Raw genomic sequence first — 23,323 nt, forward strand, 5'->3', positions numbered from 1 at the left:
GGGCGTGCCGACGCCGCAGACTGCAGATTTGCCCACCGAATGGCCGCTCGTGTCGGTCATCGTGCCCATCCTGAACGAGGAGCGGCACCTGGCCGATGCGGTCGCGATGATCTCGGCTCAGGACTACCCCGGTGAGGTGGAGATCGTGCTCGCGCTCGGCCCATCGAGCGACCGGACCGACGAGGTGGCCGCCGTGCTCGCGGGCCGCGACGCGCGCATTCGTCTCGTCCCCAACCCCACCGGCAAGACGCCGACCGCCCTCAACGCGGCCATCGGGGCCTCGCGCGGCGAGATCATCGCGCGGGTCGACGGACACGCCGAGATCCCGGTCGACTACCTGCGCATCGGCGTCTCGACCCTGATCGCCCAGGAGGCCGACAATGTCGGCGGCGTGATGCATGCCAGCGGACGCACCGATTTCGAGCGCGCCGTCGCCGCCGCGATGCGCAGCCGGATCGGCGTGGGCAATGCCGCCTTCCACGTCGGTGGTGCCGCCGGCCCCGCCGAAACGGTCTATCTCGGGATCTTCCGGCGGGCCGCCCTGGTCGCCGTCGGCGGCTTCGACGAGCACTACGAGCGAGCGCAGGACTGGGAGATGAACCACCGCATCCGAGCCCGCGGCGGGCGGATCTGGTTCACACCCGACCTGGTCGTCACCTACCGCCCGCGGAGCACGCCCGGTGCCCTGGCCAGGCAATACTTCCAGTACGGCCGGTGGCGCCATGTCATCGCCCGGCACCACGAGGGCTCGATCAATCTGCGCTATCTCGCGCCGCCGACCATGGTGCTCGGGACTGCCGCCGCGGGACTTGTGGGTTTAGTGTGGCGTCCGGCATGGTTGGTTCCGACGGCGTATGCGGGGGCTGTGACGTTGGGGGGACTCCTCGCCGCCCGCGGCGAGAATCCCCGCACGCGCGCGTTGACGCCGGTCGCGCTGGCCGTTATGCACTGGGCATGGGGAGTCGGCTATCTCTCCTCGCCGCCGGAACTGGCGCGCGGACGGATCGCCGATCCACGAACTGGAGGATCGTTATGACAACTCGCCGGTATGCCGCTGTCCGCGGCCTGCGTGCCGCGGCCGGTGCCGCTGTGATCGCCCTCGCTACCGTGTCGGTGCCGGCGGCGACGGCGGCGCCCAGCGCTGCGGGAGGGGGTGCGGCATACGGCCAACGGGGAGTCGACCGGACGCAGACGCCCAGCGCCGGGTCTGCCGCGGCCGCGAACTGGACGATCACCGGAGCGGGCGCCGGGCATGGCGTGGGGATGAGCCAGTACGGCGCGCTCGCCCAGGCCAACGCCGGGTGGAAGGCCGCGCAGATCCTGAAGTTCTACTATCCGGGCACCACGATGGGCCCGGCCGCCGACGCGATGACGTTGGTGGTCAATGTCCAGGACCACGTGACCAGTTCGACGGTCACGACCTCGGCACTCGCGGCCGGCGGCGGGGCCTTCACGGTCAGTGCCGGGGGCGTCACCATGTCCGGTGGGGCCAGCACGAGCGTGACCTTCACCGGATCCGGGTCCACCGTGACCGCGTCGTGCGCCGCGTGCACCGGCCGGAAGACAGTCAGCGGCGGCACGGTCACGATGCGCTTCGCCGACGGTAAGACTCTGGCCAATGTCGGCACCAACCGTTTTGACGTCGGCATCCTCACCGTGACCCCCTCGGACACCGGGACGGCCGTGCAGGTCGGACTGCGGGTGCGACTGCACGATGAGTATCTCGACCGGATCGCGGAGATGCCCTGGTCGTGGCCGGCCGGTGCGCTGCAAGCCCAAGCCGCGGCCGCGCGCGCCTATGCGCTGAGCAAGATCAAGGACGGCCTGCGCCCCTCATGCGGCTGCCATGTCTACAACAACACGGACGACCAGGTGTTCGCCGGGTATCCGGCGAGCGGCAATCTCCCTACCTGGGACGCGTGGAAGGCCGCCGTGCGCTCGGGTGGCAGCGCGACGACCGGTCAGGTCCCGAAATACGCCGGCAGCGTGATCCGCGCCTTCTATTCGCCGAGCAATGGCGGGTGGACGCAGTCGAGCGCTGAGGCGTGGGGGACGGCGCTGCCCTATCTGATCAGTGCCGCGGATCCGTGGTCGACCAAACCCGGCAATCCCTATCTGTCGTGGACGCGCACTGTCTCCGGGGCCGACCTGGCGGCGGCGGCCGGCGTGTCGGATGTCGCCCGTCTCGATCTGAGCAGGCGCACCCAGGCCCATGCGCTCGGCACCGTTTATGCGTATGCCGGCAACGGAGCAACCGGGAAGGTGGCGGGGACGACCTTCGCCGCGCGGCTCGGTCTGCCCTCCTCCTGGGTCCGGCACCGCGTGGAACGGGTGACGGGAGCAGACCAGAGCGCCCTGGCGGCGGCGGTCGCGCGCAGTGTCCCAGTGGATGCGCAGACCGTGGTGCTCGTCAGTGCCGACCCCGCGAAGCTGCCCGACGCCGTTGCCGCGCCGCCGCTGGCGAAGACGCTTGGTGCGCCTCTGCTGCTCACCGATCAGTACGCCTTGCCGATGCCGACCGTCGGTGAGCTGAATCGCCGGGTGTCGTCCCTGAAGTACGCCGTGATCATCGGAGGCGCCAACTCTGTCGATCAGCGGGTGCTCGACCAGTTGACGGCGCGGGGATTGACGGTGAGCCGGATCGACGGCGCGGACCGCTACGAGGTGTCGAAGAATGTCGCGCTGCGGATGGGCCAGATCAAGCCGGTCACCAATGCCGTCGTCGTCGGCGGTGCCGCCCTGCCGGACGCCGTCAGCGTCGGTGGCCCGGCCGTCGGCACGCGCTCGCCGATCCTGTTCACGCCGGCGGCGGACCTCGGCGCGGCTGCCGCAGCGGCGATCGACACGCTGAAGCCCACGACCACCCAGGTCGTGGGCGGTCCCGCATCGGTGTCGGGACTGGTGGTCTCCACGCTGCAGAAGCGCGGCATCACCACGATCCGCCTATCAGGCGCCAATCGCTATGAAGTCTCGGTCGCCGTCGCGGGCTTCTTCGCACCCAAGATGCCCGGGAGCAAGGTGGTCTTGGCCGCCGGCGACGACGGCTTCTTGATGGATGCCTTGCTCGGCGCGCCGCTGGGCCGGCCGACGGTGCTGGCGATCCACGACCATCTGCCCAGCGCCGTGGCGCGCTATCTGCAGACGCTGAACTGGCTCGGCACGCTGACGGTCATCGGCGGATCGAGCCATGTGGACGACGCGAGCGTGCAGGCGGCCGCCGAGTCCTGATCAGCGGCGGTCGATGAGCACCGGCTGGGTCGCATAGGCGACGAAGCCGCGCGCGTCCGAGATGGTCGCGTGCGCGACGCCGATCCCGTCGGCAGCGACGTGCGTCGCCGCATCGAGGTAGATCCACTCGCCCTCGGCGGGCCGAAGGCAGGTGACGGTGATGCTCGGCGGGATGAACAGCCAACCGTCGAGATGTAGCGGAGCGCTGATGCCATTGGTCGAGTCGGCGACCGCCGCCACCAGCTGCGTGTGGGTCGGCGCCTCGCCCGCCACGATTGCCGTATGCGGCCGGGCCCAGACCGCGGCCGGCCCCTCGATGTCGAAAGCGCCGCTCGCCCAACGCCATTCGATGCTGCGGCCGTAGCCCCACGCCGGGTCCATGCCGGGGAAATAGCGCTGCTCCTGGGGGCCGGGCAGCCCGCGCGCGGGCGGCGCCCAGTCGGCCGGCTCGGCCCGGTCGTCCTCCCGGTGGATCAGCCAGGCGCGCATGACGACCGCTGCCCGCTCACCGAAGGTGAGTTCGGCTTCGACCAGCGCCACCCGCCGACCGGGGCGGACCGTGCGGGTGGTGACACGGCATACGCCCTGGGGGATGGGTGCCAGGAAGTCCGCGGTGAAGCGGGCGACGCGCATAGTGGGGTCGTCGTGATGGCGCTCGATCTCGCGCACGCACAAGGCGGACGGCGGGCCACCGTGTTGGGCCGCGAAATCCCACGGGCTCTGCGTCGCGGTGGTCGACTCGAAGCGCCCCTCGCCGAGGGGCAGGTAGTACGCCTCCGGCGCGGTCATTCCAGGTCGAGCGTCAACTCGGGCCCGGTCGCCGCGCGCACCTCGTCGACGCTGACGCCCGGCGCGAGCTCGCGCAGCACCAAGCCGGCATCCGTGACGTCCATGACCGCCAGGTCGGTGATGATCCGCTGGACCACCCGTTTGCCGGTCAGCGGGAGTGCGCACTCGGCGAGGATCTTGTGGGAGCCGTCCCGGGCCACGTGCTCCATCAGCACGATCACCCTTTTGGCCCCGTGCACGAGGTCCATCGCGCCGCCCATGCCCTTGACCATCTTGCCGGGGATCATCCAGTTGGCGATGTCGCCGGTGACGGAGACCTGCATGGCACCGAGGATGGCCGCGTCGACCTTGCCGCCGCGGATCATCCCGAAGCTGGTCGCCGAGTCGAAGATGCTGGCGCCCCGGCGCAGGGTGACGGTCTCCTTGCCGGCGTTGATCAGGTCGGCATCCTCCTCGCCCTCGACCGGGTAGGGGCCGATGCCGAGGATGCCGTTCTCCGACTGCAGCACGATGTGCACATCGTCGGGAACGTAGTTCGGGACCAGCGTGGGCAGGCCGATGCCGAGGTTGACGTAGTCGCCGTCGTGGAGTTCGCGGGCCGCGCGCGCCGCCATTTCTTCGCGGGTCAGTGCCATCGCTCAGCCCTCCTGGCTCGCCGGGCGCGGGCGCGTGGTGCGGCGCTCGATGCGTTTGTTCGCCGCCTGCTGCGGGGTCAGCGGGACGACGCGCTGGACGAAGATGCTCGGGGTGTGGATCTGGTCCGGGTCGAGCTCACCGGGTTCGACCAGCTCTTCGACCTCGGCGATCGTCACCCGGCCGGCCATCGCGGCGAGCGGGTTGAAGTTGCGGGCTGTCGAGCGGTAGATCAGATTGCCGTGACGATCGCCCTTCCACGCCCGCACGAGCGCGAAGTCGGTCGAGATCGCTTCCTCCAGGACGTAGGTGCGCGTCTCGCCGCCCACGGTGAACTCGGCCGTCGCCTTCGGCGGTGAGGCGAGCGCGATGGTGCCGTCCGCGGCATACCGCAAGGGGAGACCGCCCTCGGCGATCTGGGTGCCCACGCCGGTCGCGGTGTAGAAGGCGGGGATCCCCGATCCGCCCGCGCGCAGCTTCTCGGCGAGGGTGCCTTGGGGTGTGAGGTGGACTTCGAGTTCGCCGGCGAGGAATTGCCGCTCGAACTCCTTGTTCTCACCGACATAGGAGCTGATCATCGTCGCGATCCGGCGGTCGGCAAGCAGGATGCCCAGGCCCCAGTCGTCGACACCGCAGTTGTTGCTGACCGCGGTCAGCCCCACAGGGCCGGCGTGGTGCACCGCCTGGATCAGGACACTGGGAACTCCGCACAGCCCGAAACCGCCGACGGCGAGGGTGGCGCCGTCGGTGATATCGGCGACTGCGTCGGCGGCATTGACGACGACTTTGTCCATGACCTCACTGTATGCCGTGCCTGAAGACACGCCCCTGGGCCTTGCCTTTCGGTGTGACTCGTGGGACAAATGATGCGGCCCGCCACCGACGGCGGCCGCCGCCCGCGTGTCGTCCCGCGACGGCCCCGGCTCGACGCAGCCGGCTCATCCAGGAGTGTCCACCCGTGCCCATCCGCCCTCGTCGCGCCGCTGTCGCCGCCACCGCGGCCGCGCTCGGATTCGTCCCCATCGCCGCGTTTGCCGCGGTTCCCCCGCCGCCCACCCCACCCCAGCCGCTGCCCTCGGCCGTCGACGTGCTCGACCCGAGCTACGAACCGCAGACGACCTGCGATCAGGTGACCAAGCCGGGTGTCGCCGACTTCGCCACGCTGATGTCGACGCACTACAACCGGCTCTCCTACGGGACGGTGCGGCCGTGCCAGTCCGATGACAGCCAGCACTACGACGGCCGGGCCCTGGACTGGATGCTCAACGCCGGCAATGCGGCCGACAAGGAGATCGCGGACGCGGTCACGACCTGGCTGACCAAGCCGGTCAATGGCGTCTATGGCGCGAATGCGCGGCGCTTCGGGATCATGTTCATCGTCTGGAACCACAAGGTGTGGAAGGCCTATCGGAACCCGGAGACGTGGTCGACCTACACCGGTGCGGTGCCGCACACCGACCACATCCACTTCAGCTTCTTCTGGGACGGCGCGTGCAAGCGCACGAGTTGGTGGACCGGCGTTGCACTGAAGACGTGGAGCGCCGCCAAGTGCTCGACCGCGACCGGGCCGCTGGTGAGCGTCGACACCGAGTTCACGAAGTACAAGGACACGGTCCTCAAGCCGGGCGCCACCGGCGCGGCGGTCACCCTCGCGCAGAAGAATCTGCCGGGCGTGACGGTCGATGGCGATTACGGGCCGCAGACCACTGCCGCGGTGCGCAAGTTCCAGACGAAGTGGAGCTTGAACGTCAACGGGTGGGTCAACAAAGGTGTCTGGAATCAGATGGAGCGCCTGCAGTATCCGCTGATCAAATACCGCACCACCACCGTGCTCCGCTCGGGCATGACCGGGCAGGCGGTCAAGGATGCGCAACGGGCACTGCGGGTGACGCAGGACGGCGAGTTCGGTTCGTCGACCTTGGCCGCCGTCAAGCGGGTGCAGGGGAAGTACCGCATCGCCCAGACCGGCGTCATCCGCGCCCTGACGTGGGCCGCGCTGGATGAGGAGTTGCGCTCGCGGATGCGGCAGGCCGAGTTCGACCGCGAGCTCGAACGGGCCCTCAGCTAGCGACGCCCTCGGCGCGCAGCCGGTCGGCGGGGGCGGGGCCGCCGATCGTCAGCACGAGCGAGCCGTCGGCCGCATAGGTCCTGATCGCCAGGCGCAGGAAGGTCTCGAGGTCCTCGGTCTCGGTGTGGACACGCGCCCGGGCCATGCCGGTGACGCGCACGTAGGCCGCGAGATCGGCATAGGTGCTCGACTCGCCGGCCGCGACCAGGGCGAGATCGGAGTCGGCGGCCTCCTGGAAAGCGCCGAAGGTGTCGGGGAAGCCGGCGAGTTCGCGGGCCTCGTCGACGGCGTCGGCGGGCAGGGTGGATGTGGCCTGGCGGGCCAGCGCCGCGAGGGTGACGACGACGAGCGGGGCGTCGGTGGGAGCGGCCGGGTCCGTTGTCACGAGGACATCCGGTGTCGCCGGCGGCGGCAGGCTCACCGTCGCCCCGGTGGCCCAGGCGGCCAGCGTCCAGTAGAGCGTGCGCCAGTGTGGGGGCAGGTCGATCGCGACCACGGTGCCCGGGCCGGCGTCGAACTCCTCCTGCAGCAGGTTCGCGGCCTTGGCGACCCAGTTGTTCAGGACGCGCGCGGAGAGTTCGATGCGTTCGCCGGTGCGGTCGTCGTAACACGTGATGCGCGGCCGGGCAGGGTCGCTGCGCAGCAGGTGGGGGAGGAGGTGGTCGGGGCGCACCGAGGCATCGTAGGTGGGGAGTCGGTGGTGCTGTCTAGGCTGGCCGCCGTGACCGCAATCGGGGACGTCGTGCAGCGGGCCGTGCTGGTGCTCGGCTCGCTCCTTGTCGCGACCTCGGCGTTGGCAGCCGTGCTCGGGGGGCTCGGGTGGTGGCGGCCGCTGGTCGTCTGGCCCCTGCTCGCGGTGATGCTGGCCGGATTGGCGCTGCTGGTCCGCCCGGTGCGCCCGGTGCCGATCGGCGTCGGGCCGGCGCTCGCAATGCTGGCGGTTGCCCTGGCCGCCGGCTGGTGGGCGGCGGCCACCCACAACGGGCAAGTGCTGCCGCGACGGGACGCCGGGTCCAATCTGCAAGCGGCCCTGGCCCTGGCCGAGACTGGGCATCGGGTGCTGGCCATCGATCCGGCCGCGTTCGGTGGGGCGGCGGTTCTCGGGATCCCCGGCATCACGCTGGCGAGTCCGGCCTTTTATCAGGTCGGTTCGGCCGGGGCGCCGGCGATCGAACCGCAGTTCGTGATCGGGCCGGCCGCGATCTATTCGCTCGGTGACTGGATCGGGGGGATCGGCGCGATGCTCGTGCAGCCGGCGTGGTTGTCGGCGTTCGGCGTCCTCGGGCTCTCGATCCTGGCCGCCGTCACGGTCGGGCCGTGGTGGGGACCGGTCGCCGGCGCGCTGGCCGCGCTGACCTTCCCGATGCTGCACGTGGCCCGGGCGACCTACTCCGAGCCACTGGCCTTGGTCACGCTCGCAGCCGGGCTGCTCGGCTGTGTGCTCGCGGCGCGGCACGAGGACCGGCGGGCCGCGCTCATGGCCGGGCTGCTGATCGGCGGGACCTGCCTGGTGCGCATCGACGGACTGCGCGAGGCCATGCTTCTGATCCCGGTGGCCGCTCTCGGGGCGATCCAGGAGCGCAGGTGGCCGCGGGCACTGCTGGCGGGGGCAGGCATCGGTGTCGGCGTGTCCTTTGCGGCTGGGTTGGCCCTGTCCCGCGAGTATCTCGGGAGCATTGCCGCGAGCCTGGTGCCGCTCGTGGCCCTTGCGGTGGCGCTAGCGCTGGCCGGTGCGGCGACCCTCGTGGCGGCTCGTCGAGGGATGGGCCTGCCCGACTCCGTTCGTCGCTCCTTGTCCGCCGCCCTGGTGATCGCGGTGCTGGTCATCGGGGTGGCCCTGACCCTGCGACCCCTGGTCATGACGGTGCGGCAGAGCGCCGAGGACCCCGGCTCCCACGTGGTTGCGGGCCTGCAATTGCGTCAAGGACTGCCAATCGACGGCGGCCGGACCTATGCCGAGCAATCGGTCACCTGGCTGGCCTGGTGGGTCGGACCGATCGCCCTGGTGACCGCGCTCGTCGCCCTGGCTTGGGGGGTGCGTCGGATGGCCCTGGCGTGGCAAGCGGATGAGGTTCTGCCGGCATGGTCCGGGCCATTGGTGGTGGCCGCGGGCTCGACGCTGCTGACGCTCTACCGGCCCGGGATCACGCCGGACCATCCGTGGGCCGAGCGGCGGTTGGTGATCGCGATCCCGCTTGTCGTCGTCCTGGTGGTTGCGGCCGCCGCATGGCTGTGGCGCTGCGGGCCCGCTCGGCACCGGCGGGCGTTCCGGATCCTGGCGGCCGCCTGCGCCGCCGCGCTGGCCGTGCCGACCGCGCTCGCGAGCTGGCCGCACCGGACGGAGCGGGTCGAGCGCGGATCATTGAGCGCGATCGTCTCGGTCTGTCATGCCCTCGTCGACGGCGATGTCGTGCTGGCCGTCGATTCGCGGGCCGCAAACGAGTGGCCCCAGGTCGTGCGTGGGCAGTGCGGCCGTCCGGCCCTGTCGACGACCACCGCCCTGCGGCGCGACCCGGCAGCGCTGCGGTCCGCTGTGTCCGAGATCGCCGCCGCCCTCCCGGCTGGTTCCCGCCTGATCCTGCTCGCCGCGGACTCCGCCGACGCGCTAACGGCCCTGGGCGCGACCCCCACCCAGGCCGTCGACGTCACCGTCCTCGAAGAGCCCCGCCTGCTGATCGAGCGTCCCGCGTCCCTGGTGCCGCTGACCCTGGACGTCTGGCTCGCCCCGGCCCCGGCCTGACAAGCGCGCGGGCCTGACAAGCGCGCGGGCGGCCGGGTACCCTCGTAACCACCATGACCGAGTTCGTCACCCCGACCGTCGAGACCGCTGTTCGCGTGCCGGACCCGGCCCGGCGCCCCCTCGTGACCATCGTCCTGCCGTGCTACAACGAGGGCGAGCACGTCCTGCTGGAGATCGAGCGCATCACGGCGGCGATGCTGGCCAGCGGCCTGAGCTATGAACTGCTCTGCATCGACGACGCCTCCACCGACAACACCCTCGAGGTCCTCACGGGGGCCGCCCACGACGACCCGAATATCCGCTTGATGCCCTTCCGCCGCAACGGCGGGTCGGGCACGGCCCGGCGGATCGGGACCCAGCAGGCATACGGCGAGATCGTCGTGTGGACCGATGCGGACATGACCTATGAGAACGAGCGCATCCCCGAGCTCGTGCGGATCCTGCTCGACGACCCGACCTACGACCAGGTCGTCGGCGCCCGCACGACCGAGGAGGGCACCCACAAGTGGGCCCGCGTCCCCGCGAAGTGGTTGATCCGCAAGATCGCCGAGCGCCTGACCAACCAGCAGATCCCGGACCTCAACTCCGGCCTGCGCGCCTTCCGCCGCAGCGTCGCCCTGCCCTACCTGCGGCTGCTCCCGGCCGGCTTCTCGTGCGTCACCACGATCACGATCGCCTTCTTGTCCAATCAGCACGACATCCGCTATGTCCCGACGGCCTATGCCAAGCGCTCCGGCACCAGCAAATTCCACTTCGTCAATGACGCCTACCGCTACATCCTGCAGGTGCTGCGGATGGTCATGTATTTCGACCCGCTCAAGGTCTTGATGCCGATGGCCCTGTGGCTGTTCGTGATCGGCCTGGTCAAGGGCGTCGTCGACATGGTTCGCCACCCGTTCTATTTCCCCGCCAACACGATTCTGCTCATCGTCAGCGGGTTGATGATCGGCTCACTCGCTCTCCTCGCCGACCTCGTCGTGCGCTCGCGGGACGGCGTGTGAGCGACGACGCGGCCCTCAAAGTCGCCATCATCGGCCCCACCCATCCGTTCAAGGGCGGGGTCGCGGTGCACACGACCGAACTCGCCCACCATGTGCAGGCGGCCGGCCACCGCGTCGAGCTGCTCTCCTGGAAGCGGCTCTACCCCAAGATGCTCTATCCCGGGGAGATCGAGGTCCCGATGGACGAGCCGGAGGTGCCGCCCTTTCGGGCCGCGACCCGGCCGCTGTCCTGGAACCGCCCGGACTCGTGGGTCCGGGTGGGCCGCGCGGTCCGGTCCACGGACGTCGTCATCGTCGTCCACGTCGTTCCGCAACTCGTGCCCACCCTGCTGGCCATCCACAAGGCGGCCACCTCCGGTGGGTCGGCCCCGCGCTTTGTCGCCATCGCCCACAATGTGCTCCCGCACGAGTCGCGCCCCGGCGACGAAGCCCTGGTGCGCTCGCTGTTTCGACGCCTGGACGCCGTCATCGTCCACACCCCCCAACAGGCCCATGTCGCGGCCGCCCTGGGGGCCGAGCTCGTGCGTACCGTGCCCCTGCCGCCGCACCTGCCCGGTGGCGAGCCCGCGACCCGCGAGCCCTATGCCGGTCCGGCCCGGTTGCTCGCTCTGGGCCTCGTTCGACCCTACAAAGGCATCGACGACCTGGTCCGTGCGCTCGCCGACGTGCCCGGACCGACCCTGACCGTCGCGGGTGAGGCGTGGGGCGAGGCCGGCGACCGGGTCCGCGAGGCCGCGCAGTTGCCCGGGATCGACGGCCGGGTTTCGATCCGTTCCGGCTACGTCCCAGCGGCCGAGATCGCCGATCTGCTCGCGCAGCACGACGTCTTGGCCCTGACCTATCGCACGGCCACGGCCTCGCAGAACGCCCTGCTCGCGCACAAGCACGGCCTGGCCGCTCTTGCGACCAAGGTGGGCAGCTTCGGCGACGATGTCACCGACGGTGTCGACGGCCTGCTCGTGCCGTCGAGCGATCATGACGCCCTCGTTGCGGCATTGCGCGAGCTGGCCGACCCGGACGTTGTCCGCCGCCTGCGGGGCGGGGTCGAGCCGCCCGACCTGAGCGGCCCCTGGGCGGCCTACCTCGGCACCATCGAGGCCCTGGCCATGAGCTTCGCCACCGAGCCCCGCTCGCGCTCGCGGATCACCCTGCGCGACCGGGCCAAAGGGGCGGTGGCCGGCCTGCGGCCGCGGATCGAGCTCGCGCCGGGCGACCTGCCGGACTGGATCCACCCGACGGATGTGCTGGCCAGCGATTCCGACGCCGACGACACGCGCGATCTGGTGCGCAGCCTGGGCCTGCCGCGCCGCGGCTCCAAGGTCGGCGGCTGGGCGGCGATCGGCGGCCTTGCCGCCGTGCTGCGGGTCCGCGACGACGGGCACCGGTCGGCGCTTATCGTCGATCAGTCCGGGCCGACGTCACCCTTCGCGTCCTGGGCACGCGCCATCGGGTTCGCCCCGCTGGAGTTCGAGGTCGGCGACGAGCTCGACGTCGATCCTGGCTCCATCGATGTCCTGACGCGACTGCATCCGACCGATGCCGAGGCCGAAGAACTCGCCGACTTGCTCGGGCAGGCGACGTGGGCCCTGCGCTCGGGTGGCCTGCTGATCACCACGGTCGCGCTCGGCCCGCAGGATGTCCCCGGGACACTCGGCCCGGCCGATCTGCGCGCGGTGCTCGCCCACGCCGACAACGCCGGGCTGCGGCTCGTCGGTGATCTGGACGGGGAGTTGACCTCCCGTATGCGCTATGCCCAGACGCACGCGCGCGACCCGCGCGCGGCATACGGGCTAGCACGCTTGACCTGGCGCCGTCGGTGAGCGAGGCGGACGCGGCGCGACCGGCGCGGCGCGGCGCGTTCGCGCTGATCCGGATCGCGCTGGCAGCGCTCGTGCTGATCGCGGTGGCGATCGCGCTCGCCAAGAACTGGTCCGCGGTGGCCGATCATCTCGGTGAGGTCTCGGTGTCGGCGTGGGTGCTCGCGCTGGCCTTCGGTATCGCCTCGCCAGCGCTGAGCATGCTCGGGTGGCGGGCCCTGCTCGCGGATCTCGGCAGCCCGCTGCACGTGGCCCCAGCCAGCGGGGTTTTCCTCGTCGGTCAACTCGGCAAATACCTCCCGGGGTCGGTATGGAGCGTGCTCGCCCAGGCCGAAATCGCCGCACGCCTCGACGTCCCACGGCGGCGCACCGGCGTCGTCGGCCTGGTCACCATGGCCCTCGCCCTGCTCTGCGGCGCACTCGTCGGCCTGCCGGCGGTGCCCGCGCTGCTCGGTCGCGGTGGCGGGGACGCGCTGCCGCTCATCGGAATTGCCGTCGTGCTCCTCCTCGGGGCCCTCTGGCCGCCATTGCTCAACCGGGCGATCGCGACCGGCCTGCGCCTGCTGCGACGCGAACCCCTCGAGCACGACTTCAGCGGCCGCGCCATCGTGGCCGCGGCCGCGTGGACCACGGTCGCCTGGCTGAGCACCGGGGCGATCGTGTGGGCCTTCGCCCGCGACATCCGGGGCCTGACCGGCTCGGGCGGCGAGGTGGCCCTGGTCAGCATCAGCGGCTTCTGCCTCGCGGCCGCCATCGGGATGGCCAGCATCCTGCTGCCGGCCGGTGTCGGCGTCCGCGAGGGCATCCTCGTGCTGCTGCTCGTCGGCGTCATGACGACGCCGGCCGCGACGGCGGTCGTCGTGCTGGCCCGCTTCGTCACCGTGATCGCCGACGTGCTGTGGGCGGGCATCGGCTGGGGCTGGGCGCGCGCCCACCACCTGCTGCCCGAGCACATGAGCAGCAGGACGTAGGTTCTCCCGTATGAGCGCTGCCCCACCCTCCCAAGTCGCGGCACCACCCGGCGGCCGCCTGCTCGCCGTCGCCAAGCGCGGAGCCGAGCACGTGCTCTGGGCGCGCGTCGGGATCCAGCGTCGCGTCGAAGCGCGGCGGGGCACCGCCCGCCCGGTGCCGACGGGGATCGGCCCGGTTGCGGTGCTGCAGTCGCGCGCCGAGTCCGATGCGGCCGTCGTGCAGGCCGGCCGGTTGCGCCTGCCACTGCATCGCGACCGGGTCAAGAACTGGGACGCGCTCGGTGCCGTCGCGGCGGTGCTGTCCCTGGGCGGCCGGGACGGCGCCTTCCCCGCCCGGGTCATGGACGCGGGCAGCGCGCGCTATTCGCCGATCTTGCCGTGGCTGCGGCTCTACGGCGTCCCGGACCTGACGGGGATCAACTTGGAGTTCGCCGGCCCGGTCCGGCGCGACGGCGTGCTCTTTCGCTATGGGGATGTCACGGCCACAGCGCTGCCCGACGGCTACCTCGACGCCATCACCTGCATGTCGGTGATCGAGCACGGTGTCCCGCTGCAGCCCTTCCTGACCGAGTCCGCCCGGGTGCTGCGCTGCGGTGGCGTGCTCGTGATCTCCACCGATTACGACCAAGAGCCGCCGGATACGACCGGGAAAGCCGCCTACGGGGTGCCCGTACACATTTTCGGACCCGCCGAGATTCGCGCCCTGGTCGCTGATGCTGCCGAGGCCGGGCTCGACCTCGTCGGTGAGCTGACCGACGAGGTGCTGGCCCATCCCGAGCGCCCCTGCCATTGGGCCAGGGTGAACCTCGACTACACCTTCATTCTCCTGACCTTCCGCCGTCGCTGACCGGCGATGGCGCAACCGCGGGAACGGCACTATGCGCCGGCCGGGCCGCTGGCCCTCTCGGCGGTGCTGGGCACCTATCGCCACGGGGGAGGGGACCCTACGTGGGCGCGTGACGAGGCAGGCATCTGGCTGGGCCGGCAGACGCCCGCCGGCCCGGGCACGCTCGTGGTCCGGCTGGACGCCGCAGCCGGGACGGTCGTGGGGACCGCCTGGGGAGCCGGCGCCGATTGGCTACTCGACGGACTGCCGGACCTGGTCGGCGCGCGGGACGATTGGGCGGGCTTCGTCGCCCATCACGAGCAGGTGGCCGCCGCTCGACGCGCCAATCCGGGATGGCGGCTGGGCCGCTCGCGGCTGGTGCTCGACTCCCTCGTCCCGGCGATCATCGAGCAGAAGGTCACCGGCAAGGAGGCCTTCGCCGGCTACCGCGCCCTGGTCCGGCGCTTCGGTGAGCCCGCGCCCGGCCCGCGCGCGGGACTGGTGATGGCGCCGACCGCGGCGGGCTGGCGCGGCATACCGTCCTGGGAGTACCTCCGGGCGGGGGTGACGCCCCAGCGCTCCGACACGATCATGCGGGTGACCCGGGTGGCCGGCCGCCTGGAGGAGATCGTCGGTATGCCGTTGCCCGCCGCTCGCGCGCGGCTGCTCGCCCTGCCCGGGGTCGGCGTCTGGACGGCGGCCGAATGCACCCAGCGCGCCCTCGGGGATCCCGATTCGCCGAGCTTTGGCGACTATCACGTCGCCAAGGAGATCGGTTGGGCGCTGCTCGGCCATGACATCGACGATGACGAGCTGGCGCACCTACTGGAGCCGTATGCCGGTCACCGCTATCGCGTGCAGGCCCTCCTCGCGCTCGCCGGCTCCCGCCGGCCCCGGCGCGGCCCCCGTTTTACCCTCCCGACCCATTTGCCCGAAGGGTCAGGACTCGCCCGGCCCGCTCAGCGTGGGCGGTCAGGCCCTCGGACCACAGGGCGACCTCCAGGCGGGCGATGAGCCGGCCCAGGTCGACATCGTCACCGGGGACGTGCAGGACCACCCGTGCTTCGGGCTCGGTGTCGCCGCTCGCTTCGAGCACGGAAGGCGTGTCGGTCAACGTCAAGGCGGCCAGGCGGACGGCCCGGGCCAGGCGTTCGCTTCCCGGCTCGGCACCCACCGAGCGGATGCCGACAGCCACCGATTCGGCGGATCCCGGCGCGGCACCGAGTGCGGCCCGGGCGGCCTCGATGTGCCCCATCGCGAAGAAGTCGCCGGGGCCGCGGCGCACGAGGCGGGCCGCACCGTCCCGCGGGACCGAGGAGTCCGGCGCGACCAGCCGGCCCAGCCCGCGCACCAGGGCCACCGGGATGCGCTCGACCTTGCCCTTGACCAGATCGGCCGCGGCCGCGAGCTCGTCCGCAACGGCGATCGCGGTGACGTCCAGCTGCCGGCCGTCGGCATCGGGCAGCCCGCGGTAGTCCTCGATCACCCGCACCCCCGCCGCGCCCAGCGCGAAATCGGTTTGCCCGCCGCGCCAGGGCCGGCCGGCGGTGTCGGTGACGATCACCCCGAACGCGTCATGTCCGGCCAGCAGCGCGAGGCCGGCCCGCAACTGTTCGGCCGCCTCGTCCGGGCGCTCCGGCAGCACCAGGATCGCCTCGCCGGCCCCGGTGTTCGACGCGTCCACGCCGGCGGCGGCGCTCACCACGCCACAGCGGCCTTCGACGATGCGGGTCGCCCCGGTGCTCGTCATCCGCTCGGCCACCACCCGCACCGTCTCCGCGGCGACGACGGCGCGCCGGTCGGTGGAATCGGCATACCGACCGTGGGCCTTGGAGACGATCTTGCTGGTGACCACCACGATGTCGCCCGGCTCGATCGCCAGCCCCCCGCCGGCGATCCCGGCGTGCACCAGCGCGGCCAGATCCGCGCCGGCTACCACCTCGGGAATGCCCCGCACCCCGATCACGGACACCACCGGGAAAGCCTGAACCTCCACTACAGCGTCAGTCATTGCGCAGCGCCAGGCCCAGGTCCAGCGCCGCCCGCGCGAGGCGCGCAGCGCCCGCGCGTTCGCCCATCAGCAGTTCGCGGTCATAGGTCTCGACGCGCAGGCCCGGCGGGCCGGGGACGGCATCGGCCGGGTCGATCAGCCACCCGTCGAGGAAGTCGGCGTACAGGCTCGCCACCCCAGCGGCGCTCGATTCAACGCCGATGGCGCTCAGGCAGGCGTCGGCATGCCCGCGCACGGGTCGCCCGCCGATCAGCGGTGACACCCCGACCACCGGCGCGGTGGTGCCGCGCAGGGCATCGCGCACGCCGGGCACGCCCAGGATGATCCCGATCGAGACCACGGGGTTGCTCGGGGGCAGGATCACCAGGTCGGCCTCGCGGATCGCGTCGAGCACCCCGGGCGCCGCGGCCGCTCGGTCCAGCCCGGCCACGACGAAGCGCTGCGCGGGCGTCCGCGTGCGGTCCTCGACCCACCACTGCTGGAAGTGGATCGCCTGCGGGCCGTCCTCGCGCTCAACAACGACATGGGTCTCGACCGGCGCGTCCGTCATAGGCAGCAGGGTGATCCGTTGTCCCGGCAGTCCCCACCGGGTTGCCAGCCGCTCGGTGATGGCGGTCGGCTGTAGGCCCTCGCCGAGCCAGTATGAGCGCGCGATGTGCGTCCCGAAGTCGCGGTCGCCAAGCCCGAACCACTGCGGTCCCACGCCGTATGCCGCGAGCTCACCCTGGACGATGCGGCTGTCGTCCGCGCGTCCCCACCCTTGCGCCTCGTCGATCCCGCCGCCGAGGGTGTAGAGCAGGGTGTCGACATCGGGGCTGACCCGCAGCCCGAAGAGCGTGATGTCGTCGCCAGTATTGGCGACGATCGTCAGATCGGATTGCGCGAGAGCAGGGTCCGCGTCGAGGGCGTCGCGCAACCCGCGCAGGAAGCGGGCGCCACCGACGCCGCCGGCCAAGGCGGTGATCAACATGGCGGCATCCTTGCGTATATCCCTCGAGGGCTTGACTTCCGGGGTATGACACGCATGTAATTCCATTGGTGTGGTTACGGTACGGGCACGATGTGGCGTGTTCGCTACTGACAAGTAAGTCCGAAGTGGAGTGAGGAGTGGCCCGTGCCTGACGTGGTGTATTTGGGGCTCGCTGTCGACGAAGCCCTGTCCTGGCAGGAGCGTTCGCTGTGTGCCCAGACCGATCCGGAGGCCTTCTTCCCCGAGAAAGGTGGCTCCACCCGGGAGGCCAAGAAGGTCTGCGTCGGCTGCGACGTCCGTGCCGAATGCCTGGCCTACGCTCTGGCCAATGACGAGCGTTTCGGCATCTGGGGCGGGCTCTCCGAGCGCGAGCGCCGCAAGCTGAAGCGGCGCGCGGTCTGAGCCGGCGCGCCTCGGCGCCCGCTCCCCGCTGCACCCGTATGACTGCGCCCCTGACGCCTGACGTGCCCGCGTCGGGCCTCCACGTCACGGCTGTTCTCCTCGCCGAGCGCATCGACGATGCGCTCATCGACGCGCTCTGGGCGCTCGCCGACCAGGACTTACCCGCCGATGCCCTGGTCGTGCTCGACGCCACGCCGGCCGGTGATCTCACCGAACGTCTGCCGCGCTCCCAGGCCCTGCTCGATCAGCTGCCCACCACCACGGTCCTTCGCGTCCGTCCGGGGACCGACCTGCGGGAGGGCCTGCCGGATGCGGTGGCCGCCGCGGACGCTGCGGCCGGCGACGCCGCCAACCCGGGGACGAGCGCCCTGTGGCTACTCACCGGCGCTACGGTGGCCGAGCACGACGCCCTCGGCCATCTCGCCGCCACCCTCGCCGGCTCCCACAGTGTCGGCATGGCCGCCCCCAAACTCACCGACGCCAACCGCACCTCTCGCTTGCAGCGCTTCGGGATCCAGATCACCCGCTCCGGCCGGCTCCAACTCGACCCGCGCCCCGGCCAACCCGACCAGCAGCAGTACGACGACCGCGTCGATGCCCTCGCGGCGCCCGCCGAGGGCCTGCTCCTGCGTCGCACGACGTATGCCGATCTGGGCGCCCACCGCTCCACGCTCGGCTCGCTCGGGCGCGACCTCGACTTCGGCTGGCGCGCCCAACTCGCCGGGCACCGGGTCGAGTTGAGCCCGCGGGCGCGGGTCCGGCTGGGCACGGCATACGCCTCGGTGCCGAGCGCGTCCGATCGCCGCGATGCCCGGCGAGTGGCCCTGGCCCGCGGTCCGATCCTGACCGCCCCGATCCGCGCGCTGTGGATCGCGCTGAGCACCGCGGCCGTCGCGCTCGGCCTGGCCGTGCTGAAGAGGCCGGCCGCCGCCCGCCGCCAGGCCGGCGACCTGATCGCCGTCCTCGACCCCTGGCGCCCGATTGCCGCCCGCTGGCGCACTCGCGGCCGGCGGCGGGTCCGCCATCGCGACCTGCGGGGCCTGTTCGTCACCTCGTCCCAGGCGCGCGCCCGGGCCCGCGATCGCCTCCATGACGTCCTCGTGCCTCGCCGCGCCGGCTCCCGCGCTCCGGCCCCCAGCGCGCCTGGCGAGGCGCGACCGCTGATCTCCAGCCCCGCGGTCTGGGGGACCTTTCTGATCGCCGGGCTCGCTGCCACGGCTGCACGAACCCTGCCGGGCTCCCTCGACGCGGGTCTGACCGCCGGCTTGCACGGCGGCCAGTTGCGCCCGCTCAGCAGCGACGCCGCCGCGTTGTGGCACTCGTGGTGGGACGGCTGGGTCGGCTCCGGGCTCGGTGTCGCCGGCCCCGGAGCGCCCGGATCCGGCATCCTCGCCCTGTTGACCTGGCTCTTTCAGGCCCTCCCCGGCGAGGCCGGACCCAACCCCGCCGGCCGCGTGATCGGCCTGCTGATGATGGCGAGCCTCCCGCTCGCCGCGCTGATCACGTATGCCGCAGCCCGCGTCGGTACCGAGCGTCGCCTGCCGCGCGCGGTGGTCGCGTTGCTCTGGGTCGTCAATCCCGTGGCCGTCACGGCGCTCGCTCAAGGCCGCCTCGGCCCGCTGGCAGCGCTCGTCGCCTTGCCGATCGTGCTCGCCGGGGTGGTGTCGATGACCCGGCCCGCGGTGCGCCCGGGCGTGATGGCGATGACCGCGCTCGCGACCGCGGGCCTGGCGACCGTCCTCCCAGGCACCCTTGCCCTGGCTGGGGCGCTCACCCTTGGGCTGCTCCTCGCAGGCGGCCGCGTGGCACGCGTCCGGGCCATCGGCTTCCTGCCGCTGGTCGCCCTCGCCGCCGCCCCCACACTGCTGCGCCTGAGGGAGCGGCCCGCGGGTTTGTTGAGCGGGTGGGGCGGGCTGGCCAGCGAGGCGACACCGCCGCCCTGGCAACTCGCTCTGCTGCACGCCGGCCCGACGACGCCCGACGGCTCCGCGCTCGGGGGGCCCGGCGACTACCGGGTGTGGCTGGCCGTCCCGGTCCTCGTCCTCGGCGTGCTCGGCCTGGCCCGCCCAACTCGGCGTCCCGGGCTGGCCGCTGCCTCCGCGCTCCTCGCCCTCGGCGGGCTCGCGCTGGCTCTCGCGAGCCCGCACCTGCAGGTCGGTACGGCAGCCGACGGCACCTCGCTGACGCCCTGGCCGGGCATCGGTCTCCTCGTCGTCGTCGCCGGTCTGCTCGGGGCGGGCCTGCTGGCGATGGACGACCCGGCCCCTGCCACCGGCCGGGTCGGCCACCCCGTGACCCCAGGCGCGGCGTGGCGGGTCCCCGCCGTCGTCGTCGCGGGACTGGGCGGGCTGGCGCTGGCCGGCCAATTCGCCTGGAGCGGCCTGGGCAGCGGCCTCTCGCCGGCGCTCGATCCGCGGCCGGCCGTCGCCAGCGACCAGGCCACCGGCGACGCTGCCACGCGCACCCTGATTCTTCGTCCGAAAACCGAAACCGCTTCCGCGCCATCGGGATTGACGTACGACCTGATCGGTCGCGAGCCGGGCATCCCCGCCCGCGACCTGCCCACCGACAGCGGCAACCGGCAACTCGAACGCCAGATCGCGGCGCTGGTGGACGCCGGCGCCAATGGCATCGGCGCAGATCCGGCACGTGGCCTGGCCCAGTGGGCGATCGGCTTCGTCGTAGCCGACGGCGAACTGGGCGCGCCGTTGATCCGCCAGCTGGATGCGACGTCCGGCCTGACCCGGATCGGCGACTACCGCGGCCGGCCGGTCTGGCGCGTAGAACCCGAATCGGGAGCCGAGCGCCTCGCCCCCGCGCGCGTGCGGTGGGTGCCCGCCGCCTCCCCGGCCCCGGGGTGGGGAAGCACCGTCCCCGTGACCGGTTCGCACGCGGCGACCCGCGAGCCGCTGACCGGCCAAGGCACGCTCGTCATCGCCGAACCGGCCGGCTGGGCCGGCCGCGCCGTCGTGTCCGCCTCCGGCACCCGGCTCGCCGCGACCGTCAGCGCCGACGGCCTACTGACGTATGCCGTGCCCGCCGGCGCCGATGCCGTCCGGATTGCGGTGCCCCCGCAGCACCGGCTCGGCCAATGGGCCTACCTCGCGGCTCTGCTCCTGCTGGTCTATCTCGCGATCCCGCTCGGCGCACCGCCGCGATCCGTCGCCGCAGCCGCGGGCGCTCCCGCCGGTCAATCCGAAGGGGAGCCGGCATGACGCGCCCGATCACCGCCGCCGCCCGGACCGTTGCCACGCTGGCTGCGGGCGCCGCGCTGGTCTACGGGGCGGGGCAGGTCGAAACCACCGTCGACGTGCGCACCGATCCGGTCGCCGGCGCCGCCGGTCAGGTCGCCGTCACCTCCAGCGCGCTCTTCTGCCCGGGAGCCGAGATCGCCGGCGTCCCGGGCGTCCCCTCGGTGGCCACCATAGCCACCCTCATCGGGTCGGCAGCGCCCGTCGAAGCATTGCCACCTGCGGTCACTTCGGTGGGGACGACGGGCGACCTCCAGGCCCGCACCGGCCAGGACGGCATCCTCGCCACGGACACGACGGCCACCGGCGGTGCCCGATCGAGCGATGCGCGGACCCCCGTCACGGCGACCATGGCGGGCCCGGACCCGGCGCTGGTGACGGCAACCGGTGCGCGGGCCCCGGGCCTGATCGCGGGCCAGCAGAACGACGCCGCGGGCAAGACGGTCGCAGGGCTGGCCGCCCTGCCCTGCCTGACCCCCACCGCGGATGCCTGGCTGACCGGTGGATCGGGCGAACCCGGCCGCCAGGAGCGGCTTCTGCTTCTCAACCCCGGCGCCAACTCGGTGACCGTCGATGTCGACGTCTTCGGCAAGACCGGCCCCATTGATGCACCCGGCGGGCGCGGCATCGTCGTCCCGCCGCGGGCACGCACCAGCGTGCTACTCGACGCCCTCGCCCCCGACGAGGCCAGCCCCGCTTTTCATCTGGTCAGCCGGGGCGGTTTCGTCGTCGCCGCGCTGAACGACTACTGGCTCGACGGCGTCACGCCGCGCGGCATCGAGGACCTCGCGCCCCTCGCGACGCCGGGCACCCGCCTGGTGGTCCCCGGCATCCCGGCGGACGTGCCCGCGACGGTCCGCGTGGTCGGTGCGGGGGAGAAGGAGGCGCTCGTCCAGATCCGCGCGCTGACGACCGACGGTCCCCGGGCCCTGCCCGGCGGCCGCGGTGTTCTGCGCGTGCCCGCGGGCAGCGTCGCCGAACTCTCGATCCCGGCGCCGGACGCCACGCTCGCCCTGGAGATCACGGCCGATCAGCCCGTCACCGCCGCCGCCCTCAGCGCCCCGAAGTCAGGCAGCGACTTCGGCTGGTCGGTCGCCTCGCCCGCGACCGCAGCCGTCTCGGCCGCTGCCTATCCGCCCCTCGCCGCTGATTCACCACGCCACCGGACGCTGGCGCTGGCAGCTGTCGACGGCCCCGTCACGGCGCAGGTCACCACCCGCGCCGCGGACGGCGCCCCCCGGACGGCCACGATCGCCGTGCCCGCCGATGCCAGCCGCACCTTTGATGTCAGCGACAGCATTGCCGTATGGGTGCGCCCCACCTCCGGGGCCGGCCAACTCCACGCTGCGGTCACCACGAGCGCACCCGCGGGGGACGACTTCGTGCTCGCGGGCCTCCCGCTCCAGCCGGTCCGGCTCACGGTCACCCCGGTCACTGTCCAGCCCGATCGCGGCTGAACGTCCGGCGCCGGGTCAATGCGAGTCCAGGTCCTCGGGCGCGACGCCGAGCAGGGCGGCGACATGCTCGGCGAGGATCACCCGCACCAGCTCGGGGCGTTCGGCCGGGTCCGCGCAGCGCGCCTCGATCGGGCGCCGGTAGAGCACGATTCGGGCGGGTAGCCGGCCGGCCGGCGGGAAGAGCCGGCCCAGGGGCAGCCGCTCGTCCTCCCATGGTGCCGGCTCGCTGGGTGGCACCTCTTCGACCGCGAATTCCGTTGCGGCATAACGCTGTCCGAGGGCTCGATCGAATCGCGCGGCCGACTCGATCACCAACTCGTCGAACGCCTGCGCCCGGGTCACCATCGCCGGTACGGGCGGCCAGGCCAGCGGACCGCGCGGGCCGCGTCCGTGCCGGTCGCGCCCGCGGGTGGGTGTCTGGCGCGTCATACCGGCGATGGTACGGCGAGCCGTGGGTGCCATCGGGCAACGGGATGACTTAGTCTTCCCCGGTGACCGTCGCTCGCCGCTGCACCCGCACCGCCTGCGGCCGTGCCGCGATCGCCACGCTCACCTATGTGTATGCCGACCAGGTCGCCGTCCTTGGGCCGCTCTCGACCTATGCCGAGCCGCACTCCTACGACCTGTGCGGTGATCACGCCGACCGGTTGACCGCGCCGCGGGGCTGGGAAGTCGTCCGCCTGGCGATCGACGCGGCGCCCCCGGAGACCCACGACGATCTCGTCGCGCTGGCCAATGTCGTGCGCGAGACCCGGCGCGCCACACCCGCTGCACCGCCCCCGGCACCCCCCGCGCCTAGCGGGCCGGGTGGCAATCGCCGCGCTCACCTGCGTGCGGTGCCCACCAGTTCGGACTGAGCGGCGCCCCAGGGTGCGCCCGCCGGGTGCGCTGGGGGAGACTGGAGCACGAACCGAACTCTCGACACGACCCGAACTCTCGACGCCGAAGGATGCCGACGCATGAGCGAGCCCACCACGATCACCCCCTGGGTCCGTGAACTCCTGCGCTGCCCCAACTGCCTGGCCGAGCTGCGCGACGACGTCCATGACGGCGCCCCTGAACTCGTCTGCACCAACGACGACTGCGCCCGCGCCTACCCCGTCGAGGACGGCATCCCGGTGCTCCTGATCGACAAGGCCCGCCCGACCGCCTGATCGCC

General features: G+C 72.3%; 21 protein-coding genes. 14 read left to right on the top strand and 7 right to left on the bottom strand.

What is annotated here, in order from left to right:
• Window positions 1-4 precede the first annotated feature (4 nt).
• Together ABD209_RS17495 and ABD209_RS17500 are read left to right on the top strand one after the other, a co-directional pair.
• Entirely contained in the window at window positions 5-1,036 is a 1,032-nt protein-coding gene (locus ABD209_RS17495) for a glycosyltransferase family 2 protein (protein WP_344068715.1), read from the top strand.
• Entirely contained in the window at window positions 1,033-3,228 is a 2,196-nt protein-coding gene (locus ABD209_RS17500) for a SpoIID/LytB domain-containing protein (RefSeq protein WP_344068718.1), read from the top strand. The genes ABD209_RS17495 and ABD209_RS17500 overlap by 4 nt, the downstream gene beginning before the upstream one ends.
• Here ABD209_RS17500 and ABD209_RS17505 read toward each other — a convergent pair whose 3' ends face one another.
• From ABD209_RS17505 to ABD209_RS17515, 3 genes are read right to left on the bottom strand one after another with little or no spacing between them, the layout of a single operon-like run.
• Window positions 3,229-4,017, bottom strand: a complete 789-nt coding sequence (locus ABD209_RS17505) for a thioesterase family protein (protein WP_344068721.1) — start codon at window positions 4,015-4,017, stop codon at window positions 3,229-3,231. It abuts the gene before it with no gap.
• A complete protein-coding gene (locus ABD209_RS17510; RefSeq protein WP_344068725.1) occupies window positions 4,014-4,652 on the bottom strand; it encodes a CoA transferase subunit B in 639 nt (212 codons plus the stop codon). The genes ABD209_RS17505 and ABD209_RS17510 overlap by 4 nt, the downstream gene beginning before the upstream one ends.
• 3 nt (window positions 4,653-4,655) lie before the next feature.
• Window positions 4,656-5,444, bottom strand: a complete 789-nt coding sequence (locus ABD209_RS17515) for a CoA transferase subunit A (protein WP_324385699.1) — start codon at window positions 5,442-5,444, stop codon at window positions 4,656-4,658.
• 164 nt (window positions 5,445-5,608) lie between these two features.
• Here ABD209_RS17515 and ABD209_RS17520 point away from each other — a divergent pair, with 164 nt between their 5' ends.
• The gene (locus ABD209_RS17520; RefSeq protein WP_344068728.1) at window positions 5,609-6,718 is read left to right on the top strand and encodes a peptidoglycan-binding domain-containing protein; all 1,110 of its coding nucleotides are present in this window, start codon (window positions 5,609-5,611) and stop codon (window positions 6,716-6,718) included.
• Here the strand turns inward: ABD209_RS17520 and ABD209_RS17525 are convergent.
• Window positions 6,711-7,391 carry a TIGR03089 family protein gene (locus ABD209_RS17525; RefSeq protein WP_344068731.1) on the bottom strand — a complete coding sequence of 227 codons (681 nt, stop codon included), beginning with the start codon at window positions 7,389-7,391 and terminating at the stop codon, window positions 6,711-6,713. The two genes, ABD209_RS17520 and ABD209_RS17525, sit on opposite strands and share 8 nt — an antisense overlap.
• A gap of 48 nt (window positions 7,392-7,439) precedes the next feature.
• On the opposite strand from ABD209_RS17525, the gene ABD209_RS17530 reads away from it, so the two are divergent.
• Genes ABD209_RS17530 through ABD209_RS17555 form a run of 6 tightly spaced genes read left to right on the top strand, consistent with a single transcriptional unit; the run spans window position 7,440 to window position 15,087 of the window.
• The gene (locus tag ABD209_RS17530; RefSeq protein WP_344068734.1) at window positions 7,440-9,458 is read left to right on the top strand and encodes a hypothetical protein; all 2,019 of its coding nucleotides are present in this window, start codon (window positions 7,440-7,442) and stop codon (window positions 9,456-9,458) included.
• Window positions 9,459-9,511: 53 nt separating this feature from the next.
• A complete protein-coding gene (locus ABD209_RS17535) occupies window positions 9,512-10,459 on the top strand; it encodes a glycosyltransferase family 2 protein (RefSeq protein WP_344068737.1) in 948 nt (315 codons plus the stop codon).
• The gene (locus ABD209_RS17540; RefSeq protein WP_344068740.1) at window positions 10,456-12,279 is read left to right on the top strand and encodes a glycosyltransferase; all 1,824 of its coding nucleotides are present in this window, start codon (window positions 10,456-10,458) and stop codon (window positions 12,277-12,279) included. The genes ABD209_RS17535 and ABD209_RS17540 overlap by 4 nt, the downstream gene beginning before the upstream one ends.
• Window positions 12,276-13,247, top strand: a complete 972-nt coding sequence (locus ABD209_RS17545; RefSeq protein WP_344068743.1) for a lysylphosphatidylglycerol synthase domain-containing protein — start codon at window positions 12,276-12,278, stop codon at window positions 13,245-13,247. The genes ABD209_RS17540 and ABD209_RS17545 overlap by 4 nt, the downstream gene beginning before the upstream one ends.
• Window positions 13,248-13,257: 10 nt before the next feature.
• Window positions 13,258-14,094, top strand: coding sequence for a methyltransferase domain-containing protein (locus tag ABD209_RS17550; RefSeq protein WP_344068746.1), 837 nt, complete (start codon window positions 13,258-13,260; stop codon window positions 14,092-14,094).
• 6 nt (window positions 14,095-14,100) lie between these two features.
• Window positions 14,101-15,087, top strand: coding sequence for a DNA-3-methyladenine glycosylase family protein (locus tag ABD209_RS17555; protein WP_344068749.1), 987 nt, complete (start codon window positions 14,101-14,103; stop codon window positions 15,085-15,087).
• Here ABD209_RS17555 and cofE read toward each other — a convergent pair.
• Window positions 14,984-16,084: a coenzyme F420-0:L-glutamate ligase gene (cofE, locus tag ABD209_RS17560; protein ID WP_344068752.1), complete on the bottom strand. Its 1,101-nt coding sequence runs from the start codon at window positions 16,082-16,084 to the stop codon at window positions 14,984-14,986. The genes ABD209_RS17555 and cofE overlap by 104 nt on opposite strands.
• Window positions 16,077-17,054: a 2-phospho-L-lactate transferase gene (gene cofD, locus ABD209_RS17565; protein WP_344068755.1), complete on the bottom strand. Its 978-nt coding sequence runs from the start codon at window positions 17,052-17,054 to the stop codon at window positions 16,077-16,079. Before cofD ends, cofE begins: the two co-directional genes overlap by 8 nt.
• A gap of 144 nt (window positions 17,055-17,198) precedes the next feature.
• On the opposite strand from cofD, the gene ABD209_RS17570 reads away from it, so the two are divergent.
• Genes ABD209_RS17570 through ABD209_RS17580 form a run of 3 tightly spaced genes read left to right on the top strand, consistent with a single transcriptional unit; the run spans window position 17,199 to window position 22,164 of the window.
• Window positions 17,199-17,456: a WhiB family transcriptional regulator gene (locus tag ABD209_RS17570; RefSeq protein WP_324388085.1), complete on the top strand. Its 258-nt coding sequence runs from the start codon at window positions 17,199-17,201 to the stop codon at window positions 17,454-17,456.
• 38 nt (window positions 17,457-17,494) lie between these two features.
• The gene (locus ABD209_RS17575; RefSeq protein ID WP_344068758.1) at window positions 17,495-20,671 is read left to right on the top strand and encodes a glycosyltransferase family 2 protein; all 3,177 of its coding nucleotides are present in this window, start codon (window positions 17,495-17,497) and stop codon (window positions 20,669-20,671) included.
• On the top strand, window positions 20,668-22,164 hold the full coding sequence (locus tag ABD209_RS17580; RefSeq protein ID WP_344068761.1) for a DUF5719 family protein: 1,497 nt from the start codon (window positions 20,668-20,670) through the stop codon (window positions 22,162-22,164). The genes ABD209_RS17575 and ABD209_RS17580 overlap by 4 nt, the downstream gene beginning before the upstream one ends.
• 15 nt (window positions 22,165-22,179) lie before the next feature.
• Here the strand turns inward: ABD209_RS17580 and ABD209_RS17585 are convergent, their stop codons facing one another.
• A complete protein-coding gene (locus ABD209_RS17585; protein WP_344068764.1) occupies window positions 22,180-22,593 on the bottom strand; it encodes a metallopeptidase family protein in 414 nt (137 codons plus the stop codon).
• Window positions 22,594-22,655: 62 nt separating this feature from the next.
• Between ABD209_RS17585 and ABD209_RS17590 the strand changes: the two genes are divergently transcribed.
• Both ABD209_RS17590 and ABD209_RS17595 read left to right on the top strand, forming a co-directional pair.
• Complete coding sequence (locus tag ABD209_RS17590) at window positions 22,656-23,021, top strand: DUF3499 domain-containing protein (RefSeq protein ID WP_324388491.1); 366 nt, start codon at window positions 22,656-22,658, stop codon at window positions 23,019-23,021.
• Between the two features lie 102 nt (window positions 23,022-23,123).
• Window positions 23,124-23,318, top strand: coding sequence for a Trm112 family protein (locus tag ABD209_RS17595; RefSeq protein WP_324388490.1), 195 nt, complete (start codon window positions 23,124-23,126; stop codon window positions 23,316-23,318).
• The last annotated feature ends 5 nt before the right edge of the window (window positions 23,319-23,323 follow it).

The sequence above is a fragment of the Nostocoides vanveenii genome, from assembly GCF_039531165.1.
GTDB classification, from domain to species: Bacteria; Actinomycetota; Actinomycetes; order Actinomycetales; family Dermatophilaceae; genus Nostocoides_A; species Nostocoides_A vanveenii.